Origin of the sequence: Paenibacillus sp. FSL F4-0087 (assembly GCF_038020215.1) — a bacterium.
Taxonomy (GTDB): Bacteria; Bacillota; Bacilli; order Paenibacillales; family Paenibacillaceae; genus Paenibacillus; species Paenibacillus taichungensis.
Genome location: NZ_JBBODJ010000001.1, coordinates 2,985,020 through 3,007,213, shown reverse-complemented (window position 1 = coordinate 3,007,213; position 22,194 = coordinate 2,985,020). Strand labels below are relative to the sequence as shown.

General features: G+C 48.6%; 16 protein-coding genes. 4 read left to right on the top strand and 12 right to left on the bottom strand.

What is annotated here, in order from left to right:
• Positions 1–89: 89 nt before the first annotated feature.
• The 5 genes from MHB84_RS14070 to MHB84_RS14050 form a co-directional block, all read right to left on the bottom strand.
• On the bottom strand, positions 90–818 hold the full coding sequence (locus MHB84_RS14070; protein WP_076287319.1) for a class I SAM-dependent DNA methyltransferase: 729 nt from the start codon (positions 816–818) through the stop codon (positions 90–92).
• A 155-nt stretch (positions 819–973) separates the two neighbouring features.
• The gene (locus tag MHB84_RS14065; RefSeq protein WP_076287318.1) at positions 974–2,269 is read right to left on the bottom strand and encodes a glycosyltransferase family 2 protein; all 1,296 of its coding nucleotides are present in this window, start codon (positions 2,267–2,269) and stop codon (positions 974–976) included.
• 162 nt (positions 2,270–2,431) lie between these two features.
• Positions 2,432–3,307 carry a diguanylate cyclase domain-containing protein gene (locus tag MHB84_RS14060; RefSeq protein WP_076287317.1) on the bottom strand — a complete coding sequence of 292 codons (876 nt, stop codon included), beginning with the start codon at positions 3,305–3,307 and terminating at the stop codon, positions 2,432–2,434.
• A gap of 114 nt (positions 3,308–3,421) precedes the next feature.
• Entirely contained in the window at positions 3,422–4,522 is a 1,101-nt protein-coding gene (locus MHB84_RS14055) for a glycosyl hydrolase family 8 (protein ID WP_341143047.1), read from the bottom strand.
• A gap of 53 nt (positions 4,523–4,575) precedes the next feature.
• Complete coding sequence (locus tag MHB84_RS14050) at positions 4,576–5,082, bottom strand: MarR family winged helix-turn-helix transcriptional regulator (RefSeq protein ID WP_064641639.1); 507 nt, start codon at positions 5,080–5,082, stop codon at positions 4,576–4,578.
• 141 nt (positions 5,083–5,223) lie between these two features.
• On the opposite strand from MHB84_RS14050, the gene MHB84_RS14045 reads away from it, so the two are divergent.
• Complete coding sequence (locus MHB84_RS14045; RefSeq protein ID WP_076287315.1) at positions 5,224–5,664, top strand: GNAT family N-acetyltransferase; 441 nt, start codon at positions 5,224–5,226, stop codon at positions 5,662–5,664.
• A 342-nt stretch (positions 5,665–6,006) separates the two neighbouring features.
• Here the strand turns inward: MHB84_RS14045 and rlmN are convergent, their stop codons facing one another.
• The 3 genes from rlmN to greA form a co-directional block, all read right to left on the bottom strand.
• Entirely contained in the window at positions 6,007–7,101 is a 1,095-nt protein-coding gene (gene rlmN / locus MHB84_RS14040) for a 23S rRNA (adenine(2503)-C(2))-methyltransferase RlmN (protein ID WP_076287314.1), read from the bottom strand.
• A 176-nt stretch (positions 7,102–7,277) separates the two neighbouring features.
• Positions 7,278–8,633: a sodium-dependent transporter gene (locus tag MHB84_RS14035; protein ID WP_076287313.1), complete on the bottom strand. Its 1,356-nt coding sequence runs from the start codon at positions 8,631–8,633 to the stop codon at positions 7,278–7,280.
• Between the two features lie 412 nt (positions 8,634–9,045).
• The gene (gene greA / locus MHB84_RS14030; protein WP_063565893.1) at positions 9,046–9,522 is read right to left on the bottom strand and encodes a transcription elongation factor GreA; all 477 of its coding nucleotides are present in this window, start codon (positions 9,520–9,522) and stop codon (positions 9,046–9,048) included.
• Between the two features lie 238 nt (positions 9,523–9,760).
• Between greA and MHB84_RS14025 the strand changes: the two genes are divergently transcribed.
• The 3 genes from MHB84_RS14025 to MHB84_RS14015 all read left to right on the top strand — a co-directional run bounded on the left by MHB84_RS14025 (position 9,761) and on the right by MHB84_RS14015 (position 11,959).
• Entirely contained in the window at positions 9,761–10,633 is an 873-nt protein-coding gene (locus MHB84_RS14025; RefSeq protein ID WP_076287312.1) for an arylamine N-acetyltransferase family protein, read from the top strand.
• Positions 10,634–10,716: 83 nt separating this feature from the next.
• Positions 10,717–11,406 carry a 4'-phosphopantetheinyl transferase family protein gene (locus MHB84_RS14020; RefSeq protein ID WP_076287311.1) on the top strand — a complete coding sequence of 230 codons (690 nt, stop codon included), beginning with the start codon at positions 10,717–10,719 and terminating at the stop codon, positions 11,404–11,406.
• A gap of 238 nt (positions 11,407–11,644) precedes the next feature.
• Entirely contained in the window at positions 11,645–11,959 is a 315-nt protein-coding gene (locus MHB84_RS14015) for a hypothetical protein (protein ID WP_063565889.1), read from the top strand.
• A gap of 189 nt (positions 11,960–12,148) precedes the next feature.
• Here MHB84_RS14015 and MHB84_RS14010 read toward each other — a convergent pair whose 3' ends face one another.
• From MHB84_RS14010 to MHB84_RS13995, 4 genes are read right to left on the bottom strand one after another with little or no spacing between them, the layout of a single operon-like run.
• Positions 12,149–13,630 carry an MDR family MFS transporter gene (locus tag MHB84_RS14010; protein ID WP_076287310.1) on the bottom strand — a complete coding sequence of 494 codons (1,482 nt, stop codon included), beginning with the start codon at positions 13,628–13,630 and terminating at the stop codon, positions 12,149–12,151.
• A complete protein-coding gene (locus MHB84_RS14005; protein WP_076287309.1) occupies positions 13,627–13,863 on the bottom strand; it encodes an MbtH family protein in 237 nt (78 codons plus the stop codon). The genes MHB84_RS14010 and MHB84_RS14005 overlap by 4 nt, the downstream gene beginning before the upstream one ends.
• Before the next feature lie 12 nt (positions 13,864–13,875).
• Positions 13,876–21,114 (bottom strand): amino acid adenylation domain-containing protein, encoded by a 7,239-nt coding sequence (locus MHB84_RS14000; protein WP_256716705.1) that lies wholly within the window; start codon positions 21,112–21,114, stop codon positions 13,876–13,878.
• Positions 21,111–22,160, bottom strand: coding sequence for an isochorismatase family protein (locus MHB84_RS13995; RefSeq protein WP_076287308.1), 1,050 nt, complete (start codon positions 22,158–22,160; stop codon positions 21,111–21,113). Before MHB84_RS13995 ends, MHB84_RS14000 begins: the two co-directional genes overlap by 4 nt.
• Positions 22,161–22,194 lie beyond the last annotated feature (34 nt).

The window sequence follows — 22,194 nt, the reverse complement described above, 5'->3', positions numbered from 1 at the left end:
CAGTCGAAGCAGCCCAAAATCTTATCCACATGTGGACAGGTTTTTGGGCTGCTTGGCTATATTATGAATTATCCACAGTATTCTGTGTACTATTTCCGGGCAGAGAGGAATAAAAACAACGGAATCCGCTGTCTTCGCAGGTACGTCTCCTCGTTCACAAAATGCTGACGCTGAGGCGCCGATTCCCGCAGATGCTGTACTTGAAATCCTGCCTGCTGTAATGCCATATAGTAGGATTCGATGGAGCGATGCATTTTTTTCACCGTACCTCCAAGCCATTGCTGCTCCCGAAATCCCTCCACAAAATACTGATCGACGATCCAGTTGGTTCGGACTCCCGAAGGCTGCAGCGTCGACGTGATCACAGGATGCTCTACCGAAAATACGAATGTGCCATTCTCTTTTAACGTGTGGTATACCTTGCGAAATAGGCTGTCCACATCCTCAATATAATGAATCGCCAGTCTGGATATGACCAGATCATATGTATCTGCAGGATAGCTCCAATCTTCCATATACGCTTGCTCAATCTGGGCGTTCTGACCCTTTATCGATTCATGGGCAGCCTGAATCATATTCACTGAACCTTCAATTCCCGTATAACTGCCACCACGATGTTCAGGACCCAACAGTTCTGCTCCGAACCTCGCATCACCACAGCCGAGATCCAATATGCTCTTGCCCCCAACGTCTCCGACTAACTCCAGCATTACAGGCTTCTCCAACGTATCATTGGCATTCTCCTGCCACTGCCGGCGTTCCATATACTTCTCGAAATTGGCCCCATCGTCGTAAAAATCCGATCCCCGTTCGATCATTGCGCAACCCCTCCGTTACTGGAATGAAGCCAGCTCTCATATTCAGCCTGGAAGATTATACAGAATATCGGCATAGGTTTCTACAGCAAAAAGGCTGTTGCCCGAAATAATCCAGCAGACAGCCCTATGCATTAGTAAATTTTCGTTATACTGGCTCAGCCAAAGCGCTGCGTTTTGTACCATTTGCTCTCACGTTTCTTGATCTTGTCCATGACCAAAGAGTAAAAGGCTTTGATCGAGATGAGAATAAACAGCTGCGCATACGTAAAATAGGATACACAGGCGTATATGAAATTACGAGTATTGCTCTGTCCAATGTCTGCCGCGAGTGCAAGATTGATCTGCAATACATATATAAAGTACATAAACGCCCATCCAATGACGAGAAATACATACGCATCTCCGGCAAATTGGAACGGTGAACTCACTCCCGGTTTGAACATCGCAATGATCTGGTAAACCAGATTAACGAGAAAGATAATATCCGATACAATGATGGCAAGCATAAACCAAAAGTAACTGACCGCATAATAGATAACCAACAACTTGTTACGCCAGCTGGACCGGTTGAACAGGTTATGGATATTATCCAAAACAACCTGATAGTTCCCTTTTGCCCATCGTTCACGCTGTTTCATATACACGCTGACCTTTTCTGGCTCTTGTTGATAGGCTTCTGCCTGGGGCGCAAGGGCAACGAATTGCCCTCGATTCAAAATCTCAAAGGATAAAGCCGTATCTTCCGTGATCGCGGTAACATCCCAGCCGCCAATCTCACGAATCAGCTCCGTTTTAATAATATAATTAGTCCCCGGAATGGAACCGAGCTGGAATAATTCCCACAGCCCTGTGTGGTAGACTCGTTGAGATGTGATAATCTCCAGATTAATGCATTTGGAAAGGAAGTTCTGCCCCCGGTTCCTTGCTTTATTTCTGCCAAATACGACACCGTATTGCTCCGGGTTTTCCAACGCCTTCTGTGTCAGAAACATCAGGGAATTTCGCTCAGGGGCAGCATCTGCATCAAAGATGCAAATCCACTCACCCGTGGATATCTCCAGGCCGTCATTTAACGCACCAGACTTGCCTCCCGTACCCTTACGCTCCATAACGGTCACATTCCGATGTACATAACTGGTTTGGCTGAGAAATGTCCGCAGCTTCTCCGCTGTATCGTCCGTGCAGTTATCCGCAATAACGATGACCTGAACCTTATCTTCAGGATAATTTAGACGCAGGATATGCTCCACGGTAGCTACAATAACCAATCCTTCATTATGTGCAGGTACCATGACGGTTACGGTTGGATAATGATCCATGTTTTTAGGAATCTGAATCCCTTTTTTGTCCTGTTTTTGAATAAAACGAACGGCTCCAGCCATAATGACTATCGATTCAAATACGGCAATCCATATACTAAATATGGATAGTAGTAATATAAAATCAGCCACTTACCTTCCTCCGATCGTACTTACGAATCACCTTGGATCGAAAGCGAAGAGTGGCAATCGTTAATACAATTGTAAAAACCGCGAACATACAGCTGACGGCGATACAAATCGGGATGAACCATGACATGTAGTCCACAGAGCATCTCTCCTTTCACGCTAGTTTTAGATATACTCTCCAATGAGATCTGTCTCCGTGTTCCGTTCCAGCGCGGCAATAACAGCATCAATATCCTCATACTTGCCGAACTGTTCCTTCTGGAATACCAATGCACCGGATCGAATAACCGTCTGTAGTTCATTTCCTTTTTTATCAATCATCTGCAGATCCATCATCGCTTTTTTGATCCGTCCTGTAAGCACTGGCAAGTACCCCACATCGGTCATCGGGCAAATGATCACAAACCGTCCCCGATCCACATAAAACTTGTAATCCTCATATCGGATTTGCTTCTGGATCGTATTGGACAGCTCCAGCAGAAACTGTGCATATCTTACGGAACCAAGTGACTCCAGTACCAATGGCAAAAAATCAATCTTGAACATGGCCATGCTGAACCCATATTGCTCCGAATAACGTCTGGCAAGATTGCTTTGTTTAATGACCGTATCGGTAAGAGCTTCCTTGTTGCCCAAGGATGTATCCGGATCAATCTGCGGATTACGTTCCTGCAGCTCCTGCAGACGTTCCATGACACGGGCACTGCGCACAAGACTTGCCTTAATAAAAGCAGCCACAGCCACATTAGCCGGAATTAATAGCCACCATGAGAACGTAAGCACATTCACATCTGCATAGGTAACAAGCCAGACAAAGTAAGAGACCAGATATACAAATCCGGCGACGACAGACACTCCGACAGGTATCGCAAAACCAAGAACCAGCGCACCGAGCGTTGCGATACTAAACACCACATCCAGTGTGGTATAACTCTGATTCATATAAATTTTAAGATAGACAACGAGTTGCTGGATCACGGCTAATCCGATCAAACTGGCATATCCCCATGCAATACGACGAATGGGTGCTTTATTCCTCATAAGTACCTTCTCTCCAGTAGAATTTAATAGTGATCATTAGAATTCAACAAATTACGACATGAATAGACAAATATTATGCTAACACAATATTAAACACATAAAATGACAGAATTATCATTTTTCAAGAAACTTTTGTAATTCAGTCTCACCAAGCAAAGGGAACAGGTTATCAAACATATGTGTATCGCCATCAAATACGTACCCTCCTGGATAAGCGTTATCCAGACTGCGCAAGTTGATCATATGGTTATACAGCTGTTTGGCCCATTTTGGATCACCTGTTTGAACAGCGAGCAGCATGGCGAGTCCATAAACGGATGGAGATTCATAGGATACGGCGGGTGTACGCCCCGTACGTTTATATTGGCCCGGCAACTGATGACGGGTATTGAATTCAGTTTTCAGAAAAGAAATAAGCTTGTCCGGCGTCCGGTTGGTTGCCGTTAAATGGTTGGCGACAATTAGCTGATCGATCAGGTTGACCGTATCATCATATGTATATTCTTTCGTTTCAACATTAAAGGTTTTAGGGTAAAATATGCCGTCATCCGGCATGCTTTTCAGCAGAGATTCGTATTTGGTATAGATTCCTGGTTCCAGCATTTCATGCTCTTCCATCGCTTGCAGCGCCTGCAGATCAACATAAACCAGACTTAATATATCCGGTGAATGTCCATTGGCGAAATCGTGAAAATCAACATAATACCCCTTGGTCTGAACGGACTGCGTAAGTGTACGGACAATATGATTGGCTGTTGCCAGCTTCTCCTTCCGGCCCTGCTCCCATTGATCTGCCGCCTTCAATAATGCCCCAACGATTCGAAAATCATCGCCAAGCGCATTGGTGGTCACATGAGACTTCCCTTCCGTATCCAGCTTCCAGGCAATATAGTTTTGAGGCATCAGGAAATAGGTCTTTAAGAGATCATAACTCTGCTCAAATAACACCTGATCGTTCTTGGCTACGGCGTATTGCATCCACAGTCCGATGGATTCAGACAAAGCCTCCCGACCTGCAACAATATTTGGATCTACTGACGAAGCATCCTGAAGATAGGTGGCCAGTGTGCCATTCGAATTGGTCATATGTTTCTGTACAAAAGAAGCTGTCGGGGATGGATCGTTCATCACAAACCGCTCCTTCATAAAAATAATCCATGCTGCCGCGATACCAACCGCCAGTATGACCAACCACACCAGTCTTCTCCGGTTCATGACCTGCATATTTCCCTCCTGTGTTGTTACAGCTCTGGAATATCACTCTTCGCTCATTCAGATTGGTCCATATAAGGTCGGCGGCCGCCCTTTTTGACGAATTTCCAATCGACTTCAATGTTGTGGCGCATCCGCCGCAGAAGCTTAACCGCAATCTCGATCTCTTCCTCCGTTAAGCCCTCCAGCGTTACTTGATCAGAATGAACACCCTCCCTGCGGATGAACTCCCAGGCTTCAAGACCAGCATCTGTCGGATATAACAGCTTATTCTTCTTATTACCCATTGCCGACTGTTTGACGACAAACCCGTCCGCTTCCAGTTTGCTAATGGCTCTAGCCGCAGTGGTCCGATCCACTTTGATTAATTCAGCGAGCTGGTTGGGGATAATACCTGGATTCTCACATATGCGATAAAGATACAAATACTGTCCACGAGACAAGTTTAGATGTTGGAATTCAACGTTGCTGATCGAATCCAGACAGCGGGCAATCATGCCGATTTCACGCAACACTTCTTTTTTTTCAGTCAATGGATTCACTCCTCTATAAAATTGTTGCATTCGCAACATAATTGATGATATAACTGATTTAAATCAGTTTAAATTTTAACCATGATAACACATGGAACAGGTATACGTTCATGCTATCTACCAGTTTACCATGCCATAATAGAATTACTATTGACTAAAGGGGAAACATTCATGAATACAACTATTGTTGAAGCTAATAACCAGGAATTGCTCGACGCCTGCTTCGCCATTCGTACCGCTATTTTTGTTGAAGAGCAAGGGGTGCCGGCTGAGGACGAATTCGATGCTTATGATGCACTGGAGACGGAAGCAAAACATATTCTGCTCTACGTAGACGGCGTTCCCGCTGCCTCTTCCAGGCTGCGTGTGGTCGAAAATGTTGCCAAATTGGAACGGATCTGTGTCATGATCGATTATCGGAAACACGGACTTGGTCGTGTGCTGATCGATAAGCTGGAGCAAATGGCACTCGCCCAAGGACTCGAGAAGGCCAAGTTGCATGCACAGGTACAGGCCTCAGGGTTCTACGAACGTCTCGGATACACGGCAGCCTCGGACGTATTCATGGAAGATGGCATTCCACATCTACTGATGACCAAGAACTTAAAATAAATACCAAAAAGAGCATCCTCAAAGTTCAAGAACAAGACTTTGGGATGCTCTTTTTGGTTTCTAATGAACCCAGCCCGTGCTATTAATGGAGATTCAATTATTTGGGAGTGTAACGAATCGTACAAACCTTATTTTCTGTTTTTGCAACCTAACTTGCACCTTTTTAATGTGAATTTGACTGAAATAACTTGATTGAAGTTCGTTAGCATTTCTAATTCACGTATTTTGCCGCAATTAGGTGCGAAGAGTTCGTTAGATGTAGCGCCACATTGGGAGAGTATTTACTATGTAAATAAGATGACAAAGAAGCCAGGCGTTAACCTGACTTCTTGGCTTACATCCTTATCCCAAAGCCAGACGACCTGGCTGAGATTCAGCGGCGTTGTTTTTCATCTGTTTACTGCGCAATTGTCCGCAGGCCGCATCGATATCGGTACCATGTTCCATGCGTACAGTTGCGTTAATGTTATTCTTTTTCAATGTATCATAGAAGCCCAGAATGGACTCTTCCGTACTCCGTTGATACTGACTGTGCTCATCCACCGGATTGTACGGAATCAGATTGATACTGACCATACTCTTGCGGGTAGACAACAGTTCAGCCAGTTCGGCCGCATGTTCCCGCTGATCGTTGACGTCCCGAAGCAAAATATACTCAAACATAATACGCTTATTCGTCGTAGCCAAGTAATAATCCACCGCGTCCATCAATTGTTCAATTGGGAAAGCCCGGTTGATCTTCATGATATGTGTCCGCAGTTCGTTATTCGGTGCGTGCAGGGAGATCGCCAGATTTACCTGCAGACTGCTGTCTGCAAATTCCTTGATCTTGTCAGGCAGCCCACTCGTGGATACGGTGATACGTTTGGCCGCAAGCGCCAGCCCTTTACGATGCTTGATCACTTCAATAAAGTCAGTCATGTTCTGGAAATTGTCAAACGGTTCGCCAATTCCCATCACGACCACGTTAGTTACCCGCTCGCCTTGACCAGCTGCATCAAGATACTGTTGTACGTGCATAATCTGTTCGACAATCTCACCACCAGATAGATCGCGACTTTTCTTGATCAGCCCGCTCGCGCAGAAGCTGCAACCAATATTACATCCCACTTGAGTAGTTACACATACAGTGAGACCGTATTTTTGGCGCATTAAAACCGTTTCAATCAGATTTCCGTCCTGCATACGCAGCAGAAATTTCACCGTGCCGTCAGCAGATTCCTGCTTCACATGTTCACTCAGTGAGTTCATCGTGAAATGCTCGGAAATGACATCCAGACATTCCTGACGCACATCCGTCATCTCTGTAAAATCATGCACTCGCTCCTGATATAACCATTCCCAGATGCGGGAAGCACGGGATTTCTTCTGCCCATGCTCCGGCAGCCAGTCACGTAATTGCTCTAATGTTAATCCATATATGGATGATTTAATCATGTTATTGTCCTCTTTTCGCAAAAAGCATATGGCTCATCGGTCTATCGAAAAAACCTCTACTCTGTATTGTCCCAAAATTGACGAGGGAACACAAGGGCTTTTGCATTTCTTCCAAGAGGTTTTATCAATGGCAAATCTGCACAGTAACTTACTGCTTCACTCCAATGCCCAACCGTTTAGAAGTGAATAATACCTGAGGTATGCAGCAGAACCAGAAGCACCAGAATTGGCGCTACATAACGCAGCATGAACAGCCATACCCGGAACCAGCCTGCACGCAAGCCGGATGCTTCAGCAGCCTTTTTCCAGAAGTATCCGGCAAAAATAGTAACGAGCAATCCACCAATCGGAAGTAAAATGTTGGACGCCATAAAGTCCATCCAGTCGAACACACTCTTCGAGCCAATCGTCCATTCAGGGAACAATCCGAGCGACAATACCGAAGGAAGCCCAACGATGAAGACGGCAAGTGAGATGGTCCATACCGAGCGACTCCGGCTCCAGGATAGTCTCTCCATGAAATATTTCACCGGAACTTCCAGCAAGGATACAGCCGATGTTAACGCCGCAATCGCCAGAAGCACGAAGAACAACCCGCCAAACACGAAGCCTAGCGGCATAGCCGAGAAGGCTGCCGGCAAAGCCACAAAGATCAGCGATGGACCCTGATCTGGTGCAATCCCGAAGGAGAAGGTCGTTGGGAAAATGATCAGACCTGCAATGAACGCATAAATCAGATCACCCGCACCAACAGCAACGGTTGCTGCACCCAGTGATTGATTTTTATCAACATATGAACCGTATGTCACAAGAATACCCATACCCAGTGATAGGGAGAAGAATGCATGTCCAAGCGCTACCAGCGCAGATTCGGTCGTAAGTTGCGAGAAGTCTGGATTCAGGAAGAAGGAAACTCCCGCACCAGCTCCTGGCAAAGTCACTGCACGAACCATCAGGATAATGAGCAGAACCAGCATCGCTGGAATCAGCACTTTGTTAAACTTCTCGATTCCGTTCGATACCCCTTTGGCTACGATCCAACCTGTAATCAGAACCGAAACCAGTTGCCACACAATCGGCATATAGCCGCCAACAAAGTCACCGAACTGTCCGGCATAATCCGGATTGTTATACAACGTGCCACTAAAGGACGTGATTGCGTACTGCAGCGTCCAGCCTGCAATGATCACATAAAAGGAAAGAATGATAAATGGCGTCAGTACTTGCAGCAATCCAGCCGCAAGCCAACCTTTTTGCCCACCCGCTTTAATAAAGGCCGTAGCCGCGCTTCCTCTGCCGCTGCGACCAATCGCAAGTTCAGCCAACAATACGGGCAGACCAATCAACAGGAGACAAACGATAAAGAGCAGGAAAAACGCCGCTCCCCCGTTCTCTCCCGTAATATAAGGAAACTTCCACATGTTGCCGAGACCCACTGAACTACCAATGGCAGCCAGAATAAATCCGGCCTGCGAGAAGCGTTCACCTTTGTTGGGTCCGTCTTGATCCAGATTAGGCTTACTAAAATTCATCGTATCTACTCCATCACTTTAAAGTTTTCCCGTAATTATATACTACTCCACGTGTCAGGTCATTCGAAAATCGAAATTTGTCGAAATGTTATTTATTTACAGGTACTTATGCAATAAATAGGTTGGCCCTTGCTTCTTCATTTAACATAGGAAGCAGCCAGCGACGTGTTGTCCACTGAACTTTCTAATATACAGTATGTGATAAAAAGGAGCATGCCAACCCTGCCCTGTAGATCGGTAATTCCAAAGGTGACTGGGATCCATATCGTGATTCTGCTCTGGGTTGTATATGCCATGACCCGTGAAGTTCTGAATGGACGGAAGAAACGTAGCTGAATATGATCCTGCAATAATAAAAAAAAGAGGTGTTCCAGCAACCACTTACATGGTTACCGAAACACCTCTATTTGGATTAAATTTTAATTTCAAGCAACTCATATTTGATAATGCCCATAGGCGCATTTACATGAATGACACTGCCTACCTCTTTGCCCATCAGTTCTTTACCAAGCGGGCTCTCATACGATATTTTGTTATCAGCAACATCCGCCTCGGCTGGACCAACCAACATGTATTCAATCTTCTCGGCGAATTCAATATCATTAAGCAGAATGGTTGAGCCAATGCTTACTTTGTTCGAGTCGATATTGTCCGAAGTGATGACTCTTGCTTTGGTCAGCATTTTCTCCAGAATCAAAATGCGTGTTTCCATAAAAGCCTGATCATCTTTGGCTGAATGATACTCACTATTTTCCTTCAGGTCACCGTAACTGATCGCGAGTTTCAGACGCGCCGCCAGTTCCTTACGCTTCACCGTCTTTAATTCCCTCAGTTCGTCCTCCAGCTTTTCCAAGCCTTCCTGTGTCAAAATCACTTCATCATTAGCCATTTTTTCCATCTCCTAATCCTACTTTCTATCTATATTCTAACCTATATCCACTCCAAACGGTTAACATACCAAGAAAAAGAAATAACGCTCCCATTGATGGAAAGATGTGTATGTGTCTTCTTAGACTGTACCGGTACAATTGAAATAAACCAGTGTATTCATTTCATCCGTTCACTTTTACAATGAATTCAGGGCAGCAGTTTATAACACGCTCACTACATGACTCGAGGTGATCTGGATGAATGTTACATTGACTCCAACTGAAATAATGGCCTACCTGAAACGGATAGGCATCCATGATATCAAGGAACCCACACTGGCATTCCTATCTGAAATTCAGCAGGCACATGTGCAGTATCTATCCTGGCAAACGGTCGATATTTTTGCAGGTCGACCTACGGGCATTGATCTTCAAGAATCGGTCCAGCTTATATTGCAAGGCCGCAGTGGTTACTGTTTTCATCTGAATGGCGCTTTCAGCGTTCTGCTTCGCTCTCTGGGATATACGGTGCATTGGCATCGTGCCGGAGTTCAGCCATTCGGAGAGCAGCCACGTGTGAACTCGTTCCATCTCGGTCTTTCCGTCTCTTTGCTAGATGCAGACCCGAATGTGGAACGTTGGATTGTGGACGTCGGTCTGGGCGGCATGCCCTTTGAACCGCTTCCCCTTCGTTATGGAACCTACGGATCAGCCCCGTTTACTTATACATTAATGCCTTCATCCGTTGCCCCTGGCGGATGGCGACTTGAATATGAGCCGAACGGGCCAAGTGAGGGTGTCGACTTCGCTCCCGAAGAGCTTACCAACATGGAGGAGTTCATTCCCAAGCATGAATTCTACAGCCAGTCAGCCGATTCGCCTTGGCATAACGCATTTTTACTCCGTCAGAGGCATGCTCTCCAAAGCAACGAACTACGTGGATGTATGCTCCGGACGCATGACCGTGAAGGTATCCGCAAAAAGGAAATTCAAACCTACACCGAGTGGAAAGACGTATTGGCTGAGAAATTCCACGAACCGTTGGTGAATTACACAGAACTTGAACGCAAAGAAATGTGGGGACGGGTACAGGCTGCACATGAAGAATGGAAAAGAACACAGCAGGTATAAACCGGCACGGGCAGACCCGATAAACCGATGATTATAAAGGAAAGTGTGCAATCCATGCCGAATACATCGTCAGGTGATAAATGATGATAACGATTCAAGTTCTTCAAGTTCCGGCAGAATTGCCGGAGACATACTGGAACCTTTTTTTGTCTTACGTATCTGAGGAAAGACGAGGACAAGCTGCACGTTTTGTACATCAGGTGGATGCTTATCGCTCTGTACTGGGTGAAGTGTTGACCCGTGTAACGCTGAGCAAGTTAACTGGCTTGAGGCCGGGGGAACTTTCGTTTACACGTAACAAATACGGCAAACCTGCACTCAGTCTCAGTAACTATGCTGATGTTCAATTTAATGTCTCGCACTCTGGCGATTGGATTGCTTTAATCTCTGGCGGTGACGCTGATCTGGGTGTGGATGTGGAAAAAATATCGCCCATCGACATGAAGATTGCCGAGCGCTTCTTCTCTATCACGGAGAGTGGACTCCTGGCTGCGGAGCCCGCCGAAATGCAGCTGGAGACCTTTTACCGTCTATGGACGTTAAAGGAAAGCTACATCAAGGCCGTCGGCATGGGCCTGTCCATGCCACTTGATTCATTCTCCATGATCCGTAATGCTGACGGGAACTGGCACTCGCCAGAAGCAGCCGCTTATCCATTCCTCAGCCTGCGACTGGATCACGGGCATATGTTAGCAGCCTGTTCCGCAGGAGAAGCTTTACCTACTGAGCCGGATGTCATCACAATCGAAAAGTTGTATCAAGCATTATTATGAAGGAGGGGTTACAAACCCTTCCTTCATTTTTTACATTTTATCAAAAAGTGCATTAATCCCTTTTCAAACCATAATTTTCAAACAAAATGATTAACATTCTGTCCAGTTAATGGTACTATAGGACCAAAAGGAAGAGAAGTAGGTAATATAGATCAGGTATTTATAACTAATTTCTACAGTACATACTTGTTAATGCTCGATTCTCTCTCCATTTATTATTTTAGAAGGAAGTGGACAAATGCATATCTTTTTGCAAAACAATGCAGGTGTGACCAAAAATGTTAAGGTTGGTTTCAGCTGGACAACACTCTTTTTCGGTTTTTTCCCTGCTCTTTTCCGTGGTGATTTGAAATGGGCTGCCATCATGTTTTTGATTAGTGTTGCTCTTGGAGTCTTCACTGTGGGTTTCGGAGCTTGGGTTAGTGGAATCGTATTCTCCTTCGTTTACAACAAAATTTACATTAAAGAATTGCTGGAAAAAGGCTACCGTCCTGCAAACGCTGAGTCTCAAGCGGTTCTTGAGAGAAATCAGATTATTGCTCGAGCAGCATAAACTTAGAAAAGAATGTAACCAACATAGCAATTTAGAGTTTTATTGTAGATTTATGAACTAACACGCACGCATGTAGAAATATCGAAAAGTCCCTGGCGAACCCGTCAGGGACTTTTTAAGATTCAAATGCACTGCATTCACGCACTCTGATCTGAAGAGACATCATGTTCAACTGCCAGGCTACAGGACTTAACCTTTCGATTGTACAGACGATTCCTGCGTCAATGATGGTGATTTCTTTTGCCTCCGGAAGAGACCCTGACCGCTGTTTTTCCGTATCGTTGCAGCCGCGTCAGCATCGATGATTTTCAGGGCAAAGCATAAACCAATCAACAGAAACGCAGCAGCACCCAGTAAAGCCAAACGGTACGCCAGCATATTCGGCTCCAGCGCTCCAGCCGCAGTAACCGTCGTTGTACCTACGCCAGCCAGAACAGCAGACAATAAAGCCATTCCAATGGCGGAGCCCAGCCGATTTTGCACCGTGAACCAGGTGGAAGCTCGTCCCATTGAAGGAGGCGGTATTCGGGCAAAAGAAGCAATCTGTACCGCGCCTACCGTCTGCCCCAGGAAGATCCCCACGCCGAACAATAATGAACGAATGAACCACGGATTCGTATCCACTGTAATCTGACTAAGCGTAATGAAAATCACAGCCGTGCAGATCAAACCCATGGATATCAGCTTACGCGGACCCAGTCGCGGATATGTCCAGGGCACAAGCTGCGAAGCGATCATAAGTCCCAGAGCTTCAGGGAATGTGGTTAGTCCTGTCTCCAGCGCAGAGGCGTTTAGCACGTTTTGATACATCAGTGGAAATACATACAACATGCCCAGCAGACCCGCTGCTCCACATACGGACACCAGACCGGAATAGCGGAATAAACGGTCTTTCAGCAAACGTAGATCAAGCAAAGGCTGCTTCGCGCGCAGTTCGGCAACCACGAGCAACGTGAGCAGGATGATTCCCGTCAGACCAGCTCCAATAATAAGAGGGGAAGTCCACCCTCGCAGCGGACCCTGACTAAGAGCGTACATCGTCAGAGCGAGCCCTGGAGCAGATAATAACCACCCCGGTACATCCAGTGGACCGGCTCCCTGTTCTTTGTGTTCCTTCAGATAAATCATTCCGAAGATTACCGCTGGAATGCCTACGGGTAGATTCACATAGAAGATCCATCGCCAAGAGAGCTGGTCCACAATCAATCCGCTCACAATCGGCCCTAGGGCCGGGGCCAGCGCGATGGGCAGTACGAGCATTCGAGATACCTTAGCCCGTTCCTGGGGAGGAAAGGTTCGAAACAGCATCGCCATCCCTACTGGAGTAAGCAGACCACCCCCTGCACCCTGCAAAATGCGAAAGAACGTCAGCGTACTTAATTGATCGGCCGTCGCACACAATGCAGAGGATACCGTAAACAGTGCCAGTGCCGATAAGAAAACTCGTTTCGTTCCCCATCGATCACCAAGCCACCCGGCGACAGGCAGGAATACAGCCAAACTCACCAAATACCCCACATTCAAGGTACCCGAAGCAGCCGGGGGAATCCCCAGATCCTCACTAATGGTTCGTAATGCTACGTTCAAGACCGTTCCATCCATAGCCACCATAAACATCGCTAACACATAGACGATGCTGACAATGACCTTGGGATTCAGACCGAATTTCATCTGCTAGCCTCATGAACGGCTCCAGGCATACCGATTTCATCACAGAGGCTTAACGGTTTCAGATCTGTCCATTGCTCGGCGATGTAATCGAGACACACCCGGCGCTTGGCCTTGCCAAGCATCACGGTCCAACCTACGGGTACTTCAAGGGATGCAGGCCAGAGGGAGTATTGCCCCTCCTCATTGATTAACACCAGATAATTGCTGTCTTCATATTCAAATGGGTTGCTCATCGCCTTATCCTCCTATTTATGTTGAATTTCGCGCTTGTTCAGCTCTTCCAGCTTGGCGGCCAGTGTTCGGCAGATTTCCTCCAGCGGTACAGGCTGACAGAGGTCTTTGTGACGGCAAGCGATATCATGACGTTCCAATTGGCCCCCGATATACGCATTCCACATTTCCGGTTCAATCGGGTCGAACCAGTCCGGAATAATGGTGGAACGGAAGAAGATCAGATCCCCCTCGAATCGGGATGGCGTATAGGCCCCCAAGATCCGTACGGAATTTTCATAGGTCTTCCGCAGCTTCATGATCGTATCTTCGTCCAAACTTGCCAGTGCACTGCCCTCACTGCGCAATATGCGCATAGCTGTTGCCATATCCAGCGGCCCATCCCCAATGCTGTCCGGATCATAACCACCCAGTGCAAGCAATGCCGTTAAGGCTTCTTCCTCATCCGGTTCTCCGCGAATCGGCAGATAGTGGCTCGGATACGCATCCAGCATGGCAAGAAACTCCACTTCTTCCCCTTCCGATTGCAGTTGTACCGCCATAGCCTGGGCTACGTTACCTCCGAGAGACCAGCCCAGCAGACGGTAAGGTCCCTCAGGCTGTACCAAGCGGATATGGCGGATGTAGTCTGCTGTCATATCTTCCAGTGTAGACGGAAGTTCCTCGTACTCAGCAATTCCTCTGGCCTGTAACCCGTAGAGCGGATATTCCATGCCCAGATGTTTCATCAGTCCAGCATAACACCAGCTAAGTCCTCCTGCAGGATGGACACAGAATATAGGCAGATGCTCCCCATGCGTTCTGAGCGGCAACAGCACTTGAAGCGAGCTTTTTCCGGAATCCGAATCCATCTCCAGTCGCTCCGCTAGTCCCGCTACGGTAGCTGTTTCGAACAAAATGCCTATGCCCGGCTCCCTTCCCATCGCTTCACGAATGCGGCTCATCAAGCGAACAGCCAGTAACGAATGGCCACCCAGCTCGAAGAAACTGTCATCAATACTCACACTCCGCATGCCCAATACTTCGGCAAACAAATCACAGAGGATCTCCTCCTGCGGGTTGCGAGGCGCTCTGCCACCTGTCGTTAATTGCATTTCCGGTGCGGGTAGTGCCTTGCGATCGAGCTTTCCATTAGCTGTAAGCGGCAGGCTCTCCATCGCTACAACCGAAGATGGAACCATATAATCCGGAAGGCTGGCAGACGCATGACGACGCAAGGCAGTCGATTCCGGTATCGTCCCTGTGTCCGAAGCCGGAACGATATAAGCTACAAGACGTTTATCCCCCGGCTGGTCCTCACGGACAATTACAGCAGCCTGGGCCACGCTTGAATGCCTTGCCAGCACCGCTTCAATCTCGCCAAGCTCAATGCGGAATCCCCGTATTTTCACCTGCTGATCCGCCCGCCCCAAATAATCAAGCGAGCCATCATGCAGACGCTTCGCCAGATCTCCTGTCCGGTACATACGTGTGCCTGGTGGACCGTATGGATCAGCAACGAATCGCTCAGCTGTAAGATCAGGTCGTTTCCAATAACCACGAGCCAGACCCTCTCCGGCTACATACATCTCTCCGGTTACTCCTGTTGGTACAGGCTCAAGCTGATCATCCAACACATATACCCGAAGATCCGGTATGGCGCATCCAATCCAGCTGCTCGCGCCTTCCGTAGAACTGCCTGCATGCAGTTCCTGGTAGCTGACATGAACCGTCGTCTCAGTGATGCCATACATATTAATGAGTCTTGGCGCATCATCAGCATGACGTTCATACCAATCATCCAAGCGCCCAAGCTCCAGTGCCTCACCTCCAAAAATGACATAACGGAGTGCAAGCTGCTGTCCCCAGGCCGGATTTTCCCTGTCAGCCTGCATGAGTTGGTAGAATGCGGATGGCGTCTGGTTCAATACGGTCACCTTTTGCTCAGCAAGCAACTGCAGGAACGCTCCAGGTGAACGGCTAATCTCATGAGGAACAACGACTAATCGCCCTCCATGCAGCAGCGGTCCCCAGATTTCCCATACGGAGAAGTCAAATGCATAGGAGTGGAACAAGGTCCATACATCACTCGCGTCAAAATGGAACCAGTGCTGCGTGGCATCCAATAAACGGATGACATTGGCATGCGGAATAACGACCCCTTTAGGCTTGCCTGTCGAACCCGAGGTATAGATCATGTAAGCCGGGTTCAGAGGTGTTACACGCCCATTGCGTTCACTATCCGCAGGGTTTCGATCATCCAGCATCTCCAATTGCTGCAAAGTATGCAAATCGTCCATATTAATACACTGAATTTCTGCCACCTGCGGAAGCAAGGTGTATACCTCTGTACTCGTTACCATTACTTTCGGTGCTGCATCTGTCAGCATATGTGTCAACCGATCTGCCGGATAATTGGGGTCAAGTGGTAGATAAGCGGCTCCTGCTTTTAGCACAGCGAGAATGCCCACAACCATTTCAACGGAACGAGGCAAGGCTAGCGCAACCATTTGTTCCGGTGCCACGCCTTGAGCGATCAGTAATCTGGCAAGCTGATTGGCTCTTGCATTCAGCTCCCTGTAATTCAAGGTGATATCCTCACAGGTCATGGCAGTCGCTTCCGGATGAGCAGCTGCTTGTATCTCAAAGCGCTCGGCTATGGTCAGTTGTGCATCCTCACTCAGCGTAAAGGACCATTCTTTTTCAAGCTGGGCCTGCTCTGTTGGGGTCACGACATGAAATCTGCTGATTCGCTCATCCAACTGCTGCACTGCATCTTCAAGCACCTGCATCAATCGGACCACAAGTTCACCTGCAGTAGACTCCCGGAAGAGATCTGCACTATATTCCAGCACACCTTCAATTCCGCCTGGAGATCCATTATGCTCACGCTGCTCTGTCAGCTCAAGGGTTAGATCAAATTTGGATGAACCCACACCATGCATGCAGGTTTCCGCCGCAATACCCGGTAGATCAAGACGAATATCCGGTGTATTTTGCAGCACAAGCATCACTTGGAACAGCGGATGTTTGGAACGCGACCGAGGCGGATTTAATACTTCAACCAACCGTTCAAAGGGCAGATCCTGATGTTCATATGCAGCCAGATCGACTTCCCGCACACGAGCCAGCAGCTCACGGAATGTTGGATCACCTGAAGTATCTGTACGCAGCACAAGGGTGTTAATGAACATACCTACGACTTCATCCAGCGCATCATCGCTCCGTCCGGCAATCGGTGTTCCTATCGCAATATCCGTTCCTGCACCCATTCGGGTAAGCAGCAAGGACAGTGCCGAGTGCAGCACCATGAACAGGCTGACTTTATTCTCACGTGCGATGATCATTAATTGCTCATGCAAACGTTGACTGATCGTAAAAGGCACTGACCCACCGCGATAACTGGACACGACTGGACGTGCGTAATCCGTAGGGAATGTAACCTGCTCCGGTAAATGGGCCAGCTGGTTGCTCCAGAATTCCATCTGTCTTGCAATCAGACTGTCCTGCTGTTTCTCATTCCCTAGCAATCTCTCCTGCCACACCGCATAGTCGGCATATTGAATGCGCAGCGGCTCCCAGGCAGGTGAAGAACCCCGCAAGCGTGATGCATAAGCCACCGACAGATCGCGGATGAGCGGTGACAATGACCATCCATCCCCGGCAATATGATGCAGCAGCAACAACAGCACATGCTCATCAGCGCCGATTCTGAACAACTCGGCACGAATGCCTGGTTCAGTGGAAAGCTGGAAACTGTAGCGTGACGCTTCTGTCAGAAGCTCGGGAAGCTCCTGCTCCGTAGCAGCGGTTATATTCAATTTCACTTTGACGTCAGCAGCATTCAGAATATGCTGGCTCGCAGAACCCATTTCAGGCGGATACAACGTTCGTAATGTCTCATGACGGTCTACAATATCCTGCAGGGCGTTCTCCAGAGCATCCGTATCCAGCTTCCCGGCCAACCGGGCAACCAGCGGAATGTTATACGTCGGATTGGCGCCTTCCAGACAATACATGAACCACAACCTCCGCTGGGCAAAGGAGAGCGGAAGCTCCCCCTGACGTGAAACAGGCTGAATAACAGGTCTCACCGATTTCGCCTGATCCAATCGTTTGGCTAGGCCTGCTGCGGTTGGAGCTTCAAATACATTGCCGATCGTTAGATCTGCACCGAATACATCACGGATACGTGCTGTAATTCGTCCAGCCAGCAGGGAGTGCCCACCCAGTTCAAAGAAATCATCGTCAATGCCCACACGACCAACACCAAGAATCTCAGCGAACAGACTGCATAGAATTTCTTCTTGTGGCGTGCGCGCCTCCCGTCCATTGGCATTGGACAGCAAAGTAGGCACAGGAAGCTGTTTGCGATCGATCTTTTTATTCGGTGTCAACGGCATCTCAGGCAGTAGTGTGAATGCAGCAGGCACCATATAATCCGGCAACGCATCCGCCACGTAAGCTCTTAGTTCTGCCAGATCCATACGATTCTCGAGTTCAGACTCACCCACTACGTACGCTGCCAATCGCTGGTTTCCCGGTTGGTCTTCGCGAGCCATGACCGTGACCTGAGCTACGCCAGGATACCTGGAGATTACCGATTCAATCTCGCCCAGTTCTATCCGGAAACCTCTAATTTTGATCTGATGATCTGCACGACCCAAATAATCGATAGAACCATCCGGCAGCCATTTCGCCAAATCTCCTGTACGGTACATCCGACTGCCTGGCTGACCGAAGGGATTGGCTACAAAGCGTTCTGCAGTCAGATCAGGCCTGCCCAAATACCCGCGCGCAAGCCCTTCGCCTGCGATATAGAGTTCCCCTACTACACCCGAGGGTACTGGCTTTAAGCCTTGATCCAGCACATATAGCTGCGTGTTGCGAACCGGACCACCAATCGACGGTTTCCCCATTTCCCCTGTGTCGAACGAGGCAGCTGTGGAATAAATGGTTGTCTCGGTTGGGCCGTACTGGTTATTAACGTGACACCCCAGTTCCTGCAAAGAAAGCTTCAGTTCCTCCGTCAGCGCCTCTCCTCCAGTAATCAAGGTTAGCCCATCGAATCGCCCTGGCCGGCTCGTCACCAAAGACTGCCATAACGTAGGCGTAGCCTGCATGATGGTGGTTCCCAGCTCTCTCATCTTCCCAGCCAGAGCTACCGGATCAAGAATCGTCTCTTTGTGTGCAATATCCAGCCGGGCACCCGTCGTAAGCGGCAGAAATACTTCCAGTACGGATATGTCAAAAGCAATCGTAGTCACCGACAGCCAGTGGTCCTGCGGACCAACCTGTAGTCTCGTCTTCATATCCTCAAGCAGATTCGCCAGCCCCAGATGGGTTACGGCTACGCCCTTGGGCTTACCTGTGGAGCCTGAAGTGTAGATAATATACGAAGGATTGTGCAGAGAAGCTGTACTTGTCAGATCATCACCTTCGGGATTACTTCCAGGCCGGCGACTCACTGCCATAGCAGTATTTGGTTCATCCATGACCATCATCGGTACACTGGATGTTGTCGGTAGACTGGAAACATGGTCCATCACCGTCACCACACAAGCAGGCTTGGCATCCTCCAACATGTAGATCAGACGCTCTTCGGGATAGTCAGGGTCAAGCGGCAGATAGGCGGCCCCCGTTTTGTGGACAGCCACAATGGCGATGACCACTTCGAGCGAACGAGGCAGAGCAATAGCCACCCGCTGTTCCGGTCCTGCCTGATATCGTTGTATCAATTCATGAGCCAACTGATTCGCTCGTTCATTCAACTCCGCATATGTCAGGGACTCCCCTTCGAATGTCAGCGCCGTTGCAGAAGGTGTGCGGCGGACCTGCTGTTCAAACAGTGCTGCTGAATTGCTATCGGCCGTCACCCCTCCCGTTCCATTCCATGTCACCAATACTTGTTCACGTTCGGCAGGGAGCAGCAATTCCAGTCGTCCCACCGTCTCCGTCTCCATGCCTTCCTGCATTACCAAGTTCAGCAGCTGCATATAACGAAGCTGATGGTTCTGCAGTTCGGAATCATTGTAGATAGACGGATTCGCATCAAAATCAATACTCAGCCCATGACCATGCCCTTGGTCCACCACATGAATGGACAGATCGTCTACCGGGCCCGTGGACAGGTTGTGAATCATGCCGCGCTGCCCTGCAAAGTTTAATTCATGGTGGAATGGCATGACATTAATCATGGGTCCGAACAGGCGACGATTCTCTCCAAGCAGCTTCAGATCACGCCGCAGATCCTGGTGGCGATAGCGTTGATGCTTGCGTACCGCCCGTATCTCCTGGACAATCTGTTTCAGCAACTCTGACACGGTCAGATTTGACTCTACGTTGAGACGCAGCGGAAGTACATTCATGACCATACCCGGAACCCGCAAGGATGTTGATCCCAATCGGCACATCACGGGCAGGGCCAGCACAACATCGGTCGCCCCTGTCATGCGGTGTACGTAAATGGCTGTTGCCGCTACAAACAAATCCGGCCAGGTCACACCGAACCTTGCCGCTGCCGCCTGCATTTGCTCGCGCTGCGGCTGTGTAAGCAGACAACTCTGTCTCAGGAAGTAGGTAGAGGTTCGCGGAGCCCGTTCACCCAGACTGATAACATCCGGTTCATCAGCATATCGATCCATCCAGAACTGACGATCCTGTTCTTTATCCACGGAGCCAAGATAAGCCTCGTCTTCCTGAAGTACAGCCGTCAATGAGCCAAACGACGCCCCCTGCTGGACTTGATCTACACCTTCTCCTCTTACCCTTGCAGAGTATAGGCTCGCCACCCTGCGGGTAATCAGCGAAACACCGTATCCGTCAATCGCGATATGATGGATGCGCTGGTACCAGTAATAACAATCATGGCTCAGCTGGAACAATGCCTCCGTAAAGAGTGGACCTGTCGCCAGATTGACGGGATTGGCCAGATCCTTTTTCATCCAGTTTAGTGCTGCTGTGTGGGGCTCCGATTCCTCCCTCACGTCGATGACATGAAATGTCCAATGATTCGGGTTGGTGTTCAACGACTGCCATGGACCTTGTTCATTTTCGCCATAAACCATATTCAGCGACTCTGCTTCCGAAACGGTCTGACGCACACTTTCTTCGAAGCGTCCTTTGTCTACGCTACCCTCGATGACCACATACTCGGCTGTATTGTACATCGGATTGTCCGGATTCAACTGCTGAGCGAACCAGATGCCGGACTGTGCAGAGGACAGGGGCCAAGCCGTGTCCCGACTGTGCGACGTATGCACGGCCCCGCTCAAAAGTAGTCTCCGTTCGGGAGCACCTTATTTTTGGCCTTATCCAGCAATGCTGCCCATGCAGCCAATGTAGGCAGCTCCGCCAGATCCACGAACGTTACCCCCGCTCCTTCCACTCGAAAGCGCTCAGCCAGACTCATAATACGAATGGAATCCAGTCCCCACATCTGAATCAGATCATCGTGCTCTCCAATGTTGCCAGGCTGCTCCTGGAGCATCTCTCCGACCTGATTTCTCAACGCTTCCAACGTGACTTGTTCAATGCCATGACTTCCGTCCTGAATTGGCTCTGCTGCGGATGCCGTTTGCTGCTCAGCCTCCGAACCAGCCACCTGAGCAGATGCAGCATAGGAGCGCTCCCCTTGCTCACCCACTTCGGATTTCAGTGCTCCTTCATTTCCGTCAGCGGCAGAATCATTTAGCGATTCAAGTAAACGTCCGGTTGTCAGTGTTACCGCGCACCTTTCTGCTGCATACGTCAGGGCCATGCGATGTTTTTCCGCCGAGAAATCAGCTACTGCATCCGCAACCAGGAACGCCTGAATGTCTCTCATAAAGGCTTCACAAGAGGTCATCAGACATCCGATATGAGCATAAATACCGCAAACGATCAGTTGATCGCGGCCATCCCTCTGCATTAGTTCAAACAGGTCTGTTTTCTGGAAGGCGCTATATCGCCATTTGGTCATGAACGTATCTTGCGCAGCGGGTGCGAGCGCATCAATAATTTCTTTTTGCACAGGTCCTCCATCAATTCCCGCACCCCAAAAGTCCAGCTGTAACCCGCGCTGCCCCGGAGTCTGTCCGCCCGGTTGTGCGGAGTAGACCACTGGAATGCCCAGCTCATGACACTTTGAACGAAGTTGTGAAATATGATCGATCAGCTCCACAACAGGGGATTGCCCTGCCGTAAAGGCGTTCATAAAATATTGCTGCATATCATGGATCAGGAGTACCGAGCGCTTCGTATCCGGTGTCCATGTTACCTTGTTGACAGGAAGCTCCGACTCTATAGGCATTGCATAGGGTTGAATCTTTGGAAGTGCCATGAATATCCCTCTTTTCAGCTTTATTTATCACAAT